This window comes from Nonomuraea lactucae (genome assembly GCF_003313395.1).
Taxonomy (GTDB): domain Bacteria; phylum Actinomycetota; class Actinomycetes; order Streptosporangiales; family Streptosporangiaceae; genus Nonomuraea; species Nonomuraea lactucae.
Genome location: NZ_QNFZ01000111.1, coordinates 1 through 11475 on the forward strand (window position 1 = coordinate 1; position 11475 = coordinate 11475).

At 69.1% G+C, this 11475-nt stretch carries 12 protein-coding genes; 2 read left to right on the plus strand and 10 right to left on the minus strand.

Annotation, left to right across the window (positions count from 1 at the left end):
• Nucleotides 1-268 (minus strand): hypothetical protein (locus DQW85_RS07955; RefSeq protein ID WP_205314961.1); only part of this gene is annotated, 268 nt, incomplete at its 3' end.
• 174 nt (nucleotides 269-442) lie between these two features.
• Here DQW85_RS07955 and DQW85_RS07960 point away from each other — a divergent pair.
• Nucleotides 443-1090 (plus strand): class I SAM-dependent methyltransferase, encoded by a 648-nt coding sequence (locus DQW85_RS07960; RefSeq protein WP_113699739.1) that lies wholly within the window; start codon nucleotides 443-445, stop codon nucleotides 1088-1090.
• Nucleotides 1091-1151: 61 nt separating this feature from the next.
• On the opposite strand, the gene DQW85_RS07965 is transcribed toward DQW85_RS07960, so the two are convergent.
• From DQW85_RS07965 to DQW85_RS07975, 3 genes are read right to left on the minus strand one after another with little or no spacing between them, the layout of a single operon-like run.
• Nucleotides 1152-2060, minus strand: coding sequence for an NAD(P)-dependent oxidoreductase (locus DQW85_RS07965; RefSeq protein WP_113699731.1), 909 nt, complete (start codon nucleotides 2058-2060; stop codon nucleotides 1152-1154).
• On the minus strand, nucleotides 2057-3166 hold the full coding sequence (locus DQW85_RS07970; RefSeq protein WP_113699732.1) for a DUF917 domain-containing protein: 1110 nt from the start codon (nucleotides 3164-3166) through the stop codon (nucleotides 2057-2059). Before DQW85_RS07970 ends, DQW85_RS07965 begins: the two co-directional genes overlap by 4 nt.
• Complete coding sequence (locus tag DQW85_RS07975; RefSeq protein WP_240197013.1) at nucleotides 3163-4800, minus strand: hydantoinase/oxoprolinase N-terminal domain-containing protein; 1638 nt, start codon at nucleotides 4798-4800, stop codon at nucleotides 3163-3165. The genes DQW85_RS07970 and DQW85_RS07975 overlap by 4 nt, the downstream gene beginning before the upstream one ends.
• A gap of 420 nt (nucleotides 4801-5220) precedes the next feature.
• Here DQW85_RS07975 and DQW85_RS07980 point away from each other — a divergent pair, with 420 nt between their 5' ends.
• Nucleotides 5221-6342 carry a PucR family transcriptional regulator gene (locus DQW85_RS07980; RefSeq protein WP_113699733.1) on the plus strand — a complete coding sequence of 374 codons (1122 nt, stop codon included), beginning with the start codon at nucleotides 5221-5223 and terminating at the stop codon, nucleotides 6340-6342.
• A gap of 12 nt (nucleotides 6343-6354) precedes the next feature.
• Here the strand turns inward: DQW85_RS07980 and DQW85_RS07985 are convergent, their stop codons facing one another.
• From DQW85_RS07985 to DQW85_RS44315, 6 genes are read right to left on the minus strand one after another with little or no spacing between them, the layout of a single operon-like run.
• Entirely contained in the window at nucleotides 6355-6795 is a 441-nt protein-coding gene (locus DQW85_RS07985) for a hypothetical protein (RefSeq protein WP_113699734.1), read from the minus strand.
• A gap of 59 nt (nucleotides 6796-6854) precedes the next feature.
• Nucleotides 6855-7628: an ATP-binding cassette domain-containing protein gene (locus DQW85_RS07990; protein ID WP_113699735.1), complete on the minus strand. Its 774-nt coding sequence runs from the start codon at nucleotides 7626-7628 to the stop codon at nucleotides 6855-6857.
• Nucleotides 7625-8773 (minus strand): sugar ABC transporter substrate-binding protein, encoded by a 1149-nt coding sequence (locus tag DQW85_RS07995; RefSeq protein ID WP_162794829.1) that lies wholly within the window; start codon nucleotides 8771-8773, stop codon nucleotides 7625-7627. The genes DQW85_RS07990 and DQW85_RS07995 overlap by 4 nt, the downstream gene beginning before the upstream one ends.
• Before the next feature lie 5 nt (nucleotides 8774-8778).
• Nucleotides 8779-9891 (minus strand): ABC transporter permease, encoded by a 1113-nt coding sequence (locus DQW85_RS08000; protein WP_113699737.1) that lies wholly within the window; start codon nucleotides 9889-9891, stop codon nucleotides 8779-8781.
• A complete protein-coding gene (locus DQW85_RS08005; protein ID WP_113699738.1) occupies nucleotides 9888-11006 on the minus strand; it encodes a DUF917 domain-containing protein in 1119 nt (372 codons plus the stop codon). The genes DQW85_RS08000 and DQW85_RS08005 overlap by 4 nt, the downstream gene beginning before the upstream one ends.
• Nucleotides 11003-11176, minus strand: coding sequence for a hypothetical protein (locus DQW85_RS44315; RefSeq protein WP_162794830.1), 174 nt, complete (start codon nucleotides 11174-11176; stop codon nucleotides 11003-11005). Before DQW85_RS44315 ends, DQW85_RS08005 begins: the two co-directional genes overlap by 4 nt.
• Between the last annotated feature and the right edge of the window lie 299 nt (nucleotides 11177-11475).

Here is an 11475-nt window from a genome sequence, read left to right on the forward strand (position 1 = left end):
CGGACCGCACCCGCGACCGTCCCCAGCGCCGCACCGCCGGGACGGTCGCCAGTCCCGCGGCGAGCGCGCCGGCCGCCATCGCGGTGCTGTGCAGGGCCGCGACCGCGGCAGGCAGGCGATGGTCGTGGCCGAGCAGTGAGATGGAGGGAGCGAACCCGTACAGGGCGAATCCGAGCACACCCATCTGCGCGTAGAGGCCGCCGGTCAGCCGATCTCTGACAATTCGCGCCGGATGGGGCCGGGCCGATCCAACGATGCCGTCGTCCACTGGACCAATCATGCCCGACCGGGCCCGCCGACGGCCGTCCCGGGCGGTCCCGGTGGCCGCCGGGGGCGCGTCGCGGGGGGAAGATGGTCGAGACGGCAGGCGCTCCACCCGCCCCGGCCTCGACTTCGGAGACCGGCCTGAGACCGGCCCGCCGTCGGCGAAGGGGCCATGACCATGCCAGCAGAGGAAGACCGTACCGGGGTCCGGCATCCGGTGTTCGCCAGGCTATACCCGCGGATCAGCCACCTCGTCGACGAGGCCGGCATCAGCGAGCGCCGCGGGCGGCTCCTCGCCGGTCTCACCGGGAGCGTGGTGGAGGTTGGCGCCGGCCACGGCCCCAACTTCGGCCTCTACCCTCCGGAGGTTTCCCGCGTGGTGGCCGTCGAGCCGGAGGCCACGTTGCGCGAGCGGGCCCGTGAGGCCGCCGCCGGGGCAGCGCTCGCGGTGGAGGTGCTGCCCGGCCTGGCCGAACGCCTGCCGGTGGCCGACCGCGGCGCGGACGCGGTGATCTTCTGCTGGGTGCTGTGCTCCGTACGGGATGTCGGCGCGGCGCTCGCCGAGGCCCGGCGGGTACTGAGACCGCATGGTGAGCTCCGGTTCCTGGAGCACGTGCGGGCCCCCACGACCGGCATGGCGAGATTCCAGGACGTGCTGGACGCCACCGTCTGGCCACGGTTGCTGGGCGGCTGCCACACAGGCCGCGACACCGAAGCGGCGATCCGGCGGGCCGGCTTCACCGTCTCCCGATTGGAGCGGTTCGTGTTCCCTCGGGTGCGCACCCCGATGTCGTTCCACATCATCGGCGTCGCCGCGCCACAGTGAGGCGGTCTGCACCGACGGCCGGCCCACGCGATCGGCAGGGTGGGCGACGCTCGCGCCGCCCTCAGGGGCCCGCCACGACGTTCTCCAGGGGCTCTCCGCTCCGGAGGTGCTCCAGTTGCCGTTCGACCAGCGCGGCGGCGCGGGCCGGCCAGCCGACGGAGCCGCCGCCGACGTGGGGGGTCAGGAGCAGGTTCGGCGCCCGCCACAGGGGATGGCCGGCAGGCAGCGGCTCCGGGTCGGTCACGTCCAGGGCGGCACGCAGCCGGCCGGTGTCGAGTTCGGCGAGCAGTGCGCCGGTCTCGACGATCGGACCGCGTGCGACGTTCACCACGATCGCCTGGTCGGGCAGCGCCGAGAGGAAGGCCTTGTCGACCAGGCCGCGGGTCTGTTCGGTCAGCGGCGTCGCGATGACGACTATGTCCTGTTCGCCGAGGCGGTCATAGAGGTCCGCGAGTGCCACCACTCCGTCCCTGGCGGTACGGGCGACGAGGAGGACCTCGGCGCCGAGCACGCTCAGCACGTCCGCGATCTTACGGCCTATGTCCCCGGCCCCGATGACGGCCGCGCGTTTGCCGGCCACGCTGGCCCGTTCGCCGGGGATCCACTGCCCGGCGGCACGCTGACGCTCGTAACGGGCGAGGTCGCGGACGTGGTGCAGGATGCCGGCGAGCGCCAGCTCGGCGGTCGTGGTGCCGTGGATGCCCTGTCCGGAGCAGAGCGTGACCGAAGGCGGGCGGACCTCAAGCCACGCGTCCGCTCCGGCGGTCAGCAACTGGATGACACGCAGTTCGGGCATCAGGGCCAGCCGCTCGGGGGGCATCGTGGTCAGCTGGTAGGGGGCGATCAGCAGGTGGGCGCGGTGCACGCCCGGCGGCGGCGGGGCGCCGTCCTCCCAGACGACGAGGCCGGGGACGTTCCGGCGTTCGAGCTCGGGGCCGAGCAGGGGTTCGGCGACACAGACCACGGTCACGGGGCTCCCGCCGATCTGCGCGCGATGGTACGCGGGGAGTCTTCCAGGGGCACGTAAGGGAAGTCGTATCCAAGACGCGCCGGGCCGCCGACGGCCAGCCCGGTCTCGGTACGCCAGCGCTCGTCGCACGCGATGCCCAGCACGACCAGGCGGTAGCCGTACCGCAGGGACTCGGTGGTCAGGGGCAGCCCGCTGGCCGCGTCCATGACCGTGATGATGTCAGGGGCCGAGGCGACGACTTCGCCACCGAGCCGGGCGACCAGATACTCGTTCTGAATGTCGATGGTCATCTGCGAGCCTGTGTCCGCCCCGATGCCTTCCAGGAGGAAGGTGCCCCGGACGAATCCGTCGATGATCTCCCGGTCGAGGCTGATGATCTTTCCTCGGAAGAGCTCGACGGCGTCGGTGAGCCGGGAGACGGCGCCTATGACCCGCTGCGGATCGCCGGCGGCCTCCCGCATGGCCTGGCCGATGGACCGTACGTGTGACAGGGAGCCCTCGATGACGGCGTGACGCAGGCGCGCGACTGTGGCCGAGTATCCGATTCCGGCGGCGGCGGCGCCGAACTTCACGGACACGGTCCTGGCGAGCGTCTCCGTCCAGACGTTGTTGGTCGCGTGGACGACCACGCTGTTGCCGTGTTCGTCGGCCACGACGGTGGGCGCCGCCGGGATGCCCTCCACGTTGAGAAGGGTCATGTCCATCTCGGGATAAGCGCGTCCCATGGTGTCCGCGTCGATGACCGGGATGTTCATCCGGGCCCCCAGAGCGAGGGGCAGGGTGGAGTTGATGCCGCCGATCTCGGCGGGCAGGAGAGCGGCGATCGGCGCGCCGAGAACCCGCTGCAGTTCCCTGGCCGCCACCGCGAGCTCGTCCCCGAACGGGAACTTCTCGAGGAAGGCCAGCGGCGCTCCGATGATGAACGGGCAGGCGACGACGGCGTCGTCGGGCAGGTCCCAGAGCGTCGTCAACCGGGGCGGACCGTACTGCCGGGTCATCTCGACGGCGCTGAGGGTCCCGCGGAACGGGTCACCGCCACCGCCTCCCGCCAGGACCGAGGAACCCCGTGCGATGTCCCTGAGAGCGGTCGTGTCGAGGTAGCTCACCGCGTGCTCCGATCATCGTTCAGCGGGCCCGCTGCCCGATCCCATTCGACGGGGTCGAGCCCGGCCATCAGGTCGAACCGGTTGAACGAGACATTACCGATCGCGCGGACCCGGACGCGGATCGCGACTCCGGCGAAATAGGCGACCGGCACCGTCTCCAGCTCCACGATCTCCACGGTGTCCGGATCCGCTCCCGCCGCGACGGCCTTGTCGATCGCCTCGACACGGCATTGGGAGACGGCCTGCTCCTTGGTCAGCGTCTCCAGGGAGAGGATCTTGTCCACCTCGCCGCTGGCCTGCGGGATGGCGGCACCCACGGCATTGGCCACCTGGTAGTAGCGCGGGCGGACGGTCTCGGTGACGTTGTCGATGCGATCGCTGTCGACGAGCAGCGATCCGCCGCCGACCAGTACGAGAGGAATCGGCTCGCCGCTGGGGCGGGCGGTGTCCAGGACACGGTTGACGTCCTCGTGCCAGCCGTCCACCGCCTGCCGGACCAGCTCGGGTTCGAGACCGGCGACCGCCGTCTTGTCGCCGAGGTCGCCCAGTCCGGCGGCGACGGCGACATCAGTGGCGGTGGTGACGCTGCCGCCGAAGACGTGCGCCTTCGACACGATTTCGTAGCCCACGGACTCCGGGCCCACGGTGACTCCCTTGGGGGTCCGCCGGATCAGGCTGCCGCCGCCGACCGCGATCGACAGGACGTCAGGCATGCGGAAGTTCGTCCGGACCCCCGCGACCTCCACCTCGGCCGGGGACTCGCGCGGGAATCCGTTGCTCAACGCGCCCACGTCGGTGGTGGTGCCGCCCACGTCGAGCACCAGGCACCTGTCCAGGCCGGACAGGAAGGCCGCTCCCCGCATGCTGTTGGTAGGGCCGGAGGCCACGGTACGTATCGGGTACCGACGGGCGAATTCCACGCTCATCACGGTGCCGTCGTTCTGGCTGATGAAGACCGGCACGTTCAGGCCGAACGCGGTGAGAGCACTGCTGATGTTCGCGAAACTGTGTCGGGCCAGCGTGGTCAGCGAGGCGTTGAGGATCGACGCGTTCTCCCGTTCCAGCAGTCCGAGCCGCCCGATCTCGTGGGAGAGGGTGACGGACAGCCCGGGAGCGGCCGACTGGATGATCTCAGCCGCCCTCCCCTCCACCTTCGGCGACACGGGCGAGAACACACTCGATATCGCGACGGCGACGATCCCCTCGGATTTGACGTCGTCGGCGATTTCAATGAGCTCGCGTTCGTTGATCGGCGAGATGTCCCGGCCGTCGAACTCGCTGCCGCCATGGGCGAGGTACGTCCTGAGGCCGACGGCGTCCCTGAGCTCGTCCGGCCAGTCGCACGCTATGGGAATGCTGGTGTTCGCCGGCAGGGAAAGCCGGACCGCCGCCACCCGCTCAAGCGATCTCCGCTCGATCAGGGCATTGGTGAACTGTGTCGTTCCGATCATCACCGCGGAAACGGATTGAGGCGAGTCTCCGGTCTGATTCAGCAGTTCGGCGACGGCGTCGATGGCTCCGCTGCCCACGTCGGCGGTCGTGGGGACCTTCACCCAGGCCAATATCTCCGAGTCGGACATCATCACCGCGTCGGTGTTCGTCCCTCCGACGTCGATCCCTATACGAATCGCCATTGACGACCTCTCGCTGTACTTAGAATGCCTTCAAATGCGGACTGCGCCCCACCTCGCCTGGCGATGAAACTACAGTCCGAGAGTTTCTCTCACAAGCACACGGCGTTGCGGTCGGGCCGTCCACACGGCTCCTGGCCGCAACACATGTCGCATGTCCGAGCCCGACCGCGCCCCGGCGTCGCCGACGCGATGATCCATCACCACCTGCACTTCCTTGCCCGCCGGCGCATGCGACCCGCCACAGACGGTATGACCCGGTGACGTTACGCAGCCGAAACGCATCGGTTGTTGCACGGCGCATCCGGCTTCGCCTACGCTCCCGTCTACAAGTCCACAGGTGGAATCCCACGCGATATCGGTCTTCCATGGAAAAGCCCCTTCAGGGGGGAGCGCAGGATGCACGAACAACTCGAAACACACGTGGAGGACCTGGCGGAGGAGCTCGGCAGAGGGATCATCGTCCTCGACGCGAACCGGAAGGTCCTGGCTTTTCAACTTTACGGCGACGATGCGATCTCCTTCGCCAAAGAAACCGTTCTCCGGCGCCGGCTCTCGGGCGACGCCATATTCACCGAGACGGCGGTCCTCGAATCCAAGAAATCGACCCGCCCCGCGGGGCTCCGCATCCCTCTGGTGCACCAAGGGGAGCACGTCGGCGACCTGTGGATTCTGGAGGGCGCGGAGCCGTCCGAAGAGGTGCTCCAGCGCGCCAAAGGCGAATCCGATGAAATAGCCAAACACCTGTTCCGCCAGCACGTGGTCAGAGGTTTCCGCGAGGCTTTCCGCAATGAGCTGGCCGGCGACCTGCTGTCGGGCAGCGAACGCGTACGCGAACGAGCGCTCAACGACCTGGTCTCCAACGACATCGCGTCGCCGGAAACCGCCGTCCGCGTCGTCACGCTCGCGTACCTGGCCGACGATCAGGTCGGGGCGCGGCAGGAGCTGGACGAGATCGTGGGGCGGATCCGGCGTTCCGCCCTTCCCGCCGCCCCGCTCGTCGTCCAGCGCGCCGACCATACCGCGTTCCTCGTTCTGGCCGCCTCCACGGACTGGGCCGTCAAGGAGTCTGATCGGGTGGCCAAGCACCTGGCCAACCTGATCGAGAACACCGGTCCTGACCAGCGTGATCGACTGCACCTGAGCGCCGGATCCCCCAGGGGTTCACTGCTTGAGGCGTACGTCTCGTACGAGGAGTCCCTGCTCGCCCGCGGGGTGCGTCCCGCGGGCGAGCCGGTGGCGTCGTGGCCGGCGCTCGGAGCGTTCCAGACGCTGCTGCTCATCCCTCGCCGCCAACGCTCCAAGCCCGACATCTGCCGACGGCTCGCGAACGTGGCAGGCGATCTGGATCACTTGCTGATCACGCTCGAGACCTTCCTGGACAACGCCGGCAACGTCCAGAAGACCGCCCAGGATCTCTTCGTCCATCGCACGACCCTGTATCACCGGCTGCGACGTATCGAGGTGCTTCTCGACGTCGATCTCGATGACGGCCAGGATCGCCTGGAGGCCCATCTCGGCATCAAGCTGCTGAGCCTCCTCTAGGCGTCCCCGGCGTCAGTCGGCCGTCTCGGACCGGTAGGTGTCGAACTCCTGGTCCCAGGAGGTCCCCTCACCCTTGACCAGCCAGTAGAGCTCCTTCAGCCAGGCGACCCGGCCGTCCTCCATCTTGGCGAAGGTCAGCACCTCGAGTTCGTAGTCGCCCTTGTCGCCGTTGGGGCCCTTGACGACGTGGTCGGCCGCGAAGTACTCGCCGTCGAAGCTCGCGTGCCGCACGATGACCTCGATCTGGTCGAGGTCGGGAAGGTTGCGGACCCAGTCGCAGTGGTGGCCGAGCATGTCGCGGGTGATGACGCGGGGACCGTCCTGACGCCAGAAATCGGGTGTCAGGTACTTGTCCAGCGCATCGGCGGTGGAAAGACCCGTCAGTCCCATGACCATCTCGTGGAGCAGGTTCTCCCACCACTGCTTCGCGCTGAGCCCGTTGATCTCTGCCATGTCCCTCTCCTTCAGTCGGTTTCCGCTACGCGGTGTTCTGGCTTCGTATGGTCGCCCGCTCAGTCGTGCTTGAGCTGCGCCCCGGTGATCCACATGACGATGTCCTCGATCGAGACCTCGGAGGTGGTGAGCATGGCGATCAGCCGCCCCTGGTGCAGGACCGCGATGCGGTCGCACCGCTCATGCACCTGGGGGATGTTGTGGCTGATGAGCAGCACTCCGAGGCCCTGGTTGCGGACCTCCGTGACGAGCTCGGCCACCTGCTGCTGCTCTTCGACGCCAAGGGCGGCCGTGGGCTCGTCCATGATCACCACCTGGCTCCCCCAGGCGACGGCTCGTGCGACGGCGACCGCCTGACGCTGGCCGCCGGAGAGGGCGTCGCACTTGGCCTGCACGGAGCGGACCGTGATGTTCAGCCGGGCGAGCTCCGCCTCGGCCACCCGGTCCATCTCGCGACGGTCGAGCACTCCGAGCAGCCCCAGCGGGCCGCGGCGCCGTCTCTCGCGTCCCAGATACATGTTCGCGGAGATCGTCAGGTTCGGCGCGAGCGCGAGGTCCTGGTAGACGGTCTCGATGCCCGCCTCCCTGGCGGCCTGGGGCGACCGGAACGTCGTGGGCCTGCCGGCGACGCTGATGGTGCCCGCGGAGGGCATGGTGACCCCAGAAAGGATCTTGACCAGTGTGGACTTGCCGGCCCCGTTGTCGCCGACGAGCCCGACGACCTCGCCCGGACGGATCTGCAGGCTCACATCGTGCAACGCGGTGACGCTGCCGTAGGACTTGCGGATGCCGCTCACTTCGAGGATGGGTTCGGCGACGGTGGTGGTGCTCATACTCCCTGCAACCCCAGCTTCGCGAGAATGCCCGTCTCGATCAGGTAGGCCGAGCCCTCCGGGACGGGTGGGGCCTTCTTGGGCGTGCTGCCGCTGAAGTAGGTGTCCACGTTCTCCTTGGTAAGGGTGTTCTGCGGGGCGACGGTGATCTCCGGCAGCTTCTTGCCGTCCTTGAGCGCGCGGGCCATCGCCAGTGTGTAGCCGGCCCAGTAGTCGAGGTAGACGGCTCCTTCGGAGACCCAGACAGGGTTCGTCCGCAGTTCCTTCAGTCCCGCGGCGCCGGATCCGATGGACGCCAGGAGACTGTTCTTGGCACGGCCGGCGGAGTTGAGCGCGCGCAGCGCTCCCTGGCCCATGTCGTCGTTGGGGGTGAAGACGGCCAGGTTCCGGTCGCTGGGGATGCCCTGGAGGGTGGCCTTGAGCGCGTTGAAGGTGCCTTCGATGGTTCCGCCGCCGTCGACCTGGAGGTAGTTGTCGCCGAGGCGGGTGGTTCCGGCGGTGATCTCGGACGCCTGCACCGGCTTGGCCCCCGGGAGGCTCTTGGAGAACGCCTCGAACCCGTGGGCGATGGCGCCGAGGGGGTTCGGTCCGGAGGCGGCGAAGTTCACCCCGATGTACGTGGTGTTCGTGGCGTCCCATCCGCGGGATTTCGCCGCCGCCGCGAGGTTGGTCCCGCCCTCCGTGCCGTACTGGCTGTTGGAGATGTTGAAGAACGAGCAGCCCGGGATCTCGGTGTTCATGGCGATGCACGGAACCCCGGCACGGTTGAAGGCCGCTCCCAGGGACTTGCCGACGCCCGCGTCGAGGGTCCAGTCGATGACGACGTCCGGCTTCGCGTTGGCGATCACCCGGGCGTTGGCGAGAGCCTGGGTTCCGGTGCCCTGGTTGTCGTGCACCTTCAGCGCGTAGCCGAGTTTCCCGGCGTAGGTCCGCATCGACTGGGTGATCCCGGCGAACTGGGCGGACTGGTCATTGGGGCTGGCGAAGGCGACGTCCAGCGATTCGCCCGCGGGGGCGCCGCCGTTCCCGGCGGCGGGTGTGCCGTCCGAGCAGCCGGCCGCGGCGATCACGCACAGTGAGAGCGAGGCGAGGGCCGCGGTCAGGCGGCCGAGGGAGTTCCGTGACCTCTTTCCTGGTGCACGCATCGTGATCACTCCTTTCCGTCTGAGTGGGCCGCCCGCATCAGCGTGGCGCGGGCGCGCGTGAGTCCGACCGCGATGAGCAACACCAGGCCGGTGATGATCTGCTGGTAGAAGGTGTTGATCTGGAGGAGGTTCAGGCCGTTGGCGATGACGCCGATGAGCAGCACGCCGAGGAACGTGCCATGGATGGCCCCGTAGCCGCCGTACAGGGAGGCGCCGCCCAGGATGACGGCGGTGATGGTCTGCAGCGGAATGGTGGAGTAGGAGGAGGGCGACCCCGCCTGGAGCTGGCTGGCCGCGACGACACCGGCGAGGGCCGCGAAGACGCCGCTCAGCACGTAGACCGAGATGGTGAGCCGGTCGACGTCGATTCCGGCGCGGCGCGCCGCCTCCCGGCTTCCGCCCAGCGCGTAGATGCGCCGGCCGAGGACGGTGACGCCGAGGACCAGCGACGCGATGACGACGATCATCAGGTAGATCACGACGTCCCAGGTGAGGCGGCCGAGCGCCGGGGCGGCCAGCACGGAGGCGGCGACGTCCTCGATCGGCGTGGTGATGCCGTTGTTGAACAGGAAGGCGGCTCCGCCGCAGACCGAGAGGGTGCCGAGCGTGGTGATCAGCGGGTTGATCCGCCCCTTGGTGATGATCAGGCCGTTGGCGAGGCCGACTCCCCCTCCCACGGCGAGCGCGGCGATGAGCGCGGTGAGCAGTCCACCTGGTCCGGAGCCCTGATTGGCGATGACCGCGAACAGCACACCGGTGAGAGGCAGGATGCCGCCGACCGACAGGTCGAATCCTCCGGAGAAGATCGCGAAGGACTGGCCGATGGAGGCGATGCCTATCACGGCGATGGTCTGCAGGATCGTGATGATGTTGGACATGGACAGGAAGTCGTCGGCCGCGGCGGTGAGATAGGCGCCGACCCCGGCGATCGCGAGCAGGAGGGTGAGGGTGGCCAGCGTGTCGTCGTTGATCGCGCCCGTGAGCCGCCCGAAGGGTCCTGTTGCCGGCCGGGACGCCGTGCCGGTGCGCAGCGTCCTCGACTCGGCGGGGACGCGAGGGGATTCGGCCCCGTGGGGCGGTGTGTGCATGGTCGAGGCGACCTGCCGTTCGGTGCTCATGCCGTGCTCCAGGCGCCTATCGGCCCCCGTGCGCGGGCCGTTGCGTGTTGCTCCAGGGGGACATAGGGGAAGTCGTATCCCAGGCGTGCGGGGCCGCCGACGGCGAGTCCGGCCTCGGTGCGCCACCGTTCGTTGCACGCGATGCCGAGGACGACCAGGCGGTAGCCGTACCGCAGGGACTCGGTGGTCAGGGGCAGGCCGCTGGCCGCGTCCATGACCGTGACGATGTCGGGCGCGGAGGCCACGACGCTGCCGTCGCGCCGCGCGACGAGGTACTCGTTCTGGATGTCGATGGCCATCCGGGAACCCGCGTCCGGGCCGGCGCCGTCCAGCAGGACGGTCCCCCGCACGAATCCGTCGACGATCTCACGGTTGAGATCGACGATCTTGCCTCGGAAGAGCTCCACCGCGTCAGTCAGTTCGGTGATGGACGCGATGACCCGCTCGGGGTCGCCGGCCGCTTCGCGCATGGCCCGCCCGATGGCGCGGACGTTGGACAGCGAGCCCTCGATGACGGCGTGACGCAGCCGCGCGACTGTGGCCGAGTATCCGATTCCGGCGGCGGCGGCGCCGAACTTCACGGACACGGTCCTGGCGAGCGTCTCCGTCCAGACGTTGCTGGTCGCGTGGACCACGACTCTGTTGCCGTGTTCGTCGGCCACGACGGTGGGCGCCGCCGGGATGCCCTCCACGTTGAGGAGGGTCATGTCCATCTCGGGGTACGCGCGTCCCATGGTGTCCGCGTCGATGACCGGGATGTTCATCCGGGCCCCCAGCGCGAGGGGCAGGGTGGAGTTGATGCCGCCGATCTCGGCGGGCAGGAGAGCGGCGATCGGCGCGCCGATGACGCGTTCCAGTTCCCTGGCCGCCACCGCGAGCTCGTCCCCGAACGGGAACTTCTCGAGGAAGGCCAGCGGCGCTCCGATGATGAACGGGCACGCCACGATCGCATCGTCGGGCAGTTCGCCGATGGTGATCACCTTCGGCGGGCCGTACTGCCTGGTCATCTCGATGGCGCTGAGCGTGCCGCGGAACGGGTCGCCGCCACCGCCTCCGGCGAGGACCGAGGAGCCGCGCGCGATGTCCCGCAACGCGGTGGCGTCGAGACGGTTCATCGAGAACCCCGTTCCTCGACGCCCGGCCGGCGTCCGCGGCCATGGCCGCCGGCGCTCTGGGTGGGGCCGGGCAGGATGGGATGGCGCCGGGCGGACTCCAGGCGCATCAGCGTGCCGTCGTCCGTGTCGGAGTACGTGCCTCCGACGTCGATCCCGATGCGAATCGTCATGGGTAACCTTTCGAGCCCTGGCGCGCTGGTCACAAGCCGCACTCGTCGAACTTGTCGGCAAACTATGTCGCCGGCGTCGCTCTCCATAAGCCGCAGAGCGTTGCGACGGGCGGCTTCAGATGCGGCCAGTCCGCAACACATGTAGCGGGGTCGCTCATCCACCCGCACTCGGAAGAGCTGGTGGGGCGGGCGGCAGCGCGGTCTGGGCGGACCGCTCGGCGCGGGCCGGGGGCTCGGGTGACTGACCCTGGAGCGCCGCGCCGGTGGCCGGGACCGCCCTGTCGGGGGGCGGTCCCGGC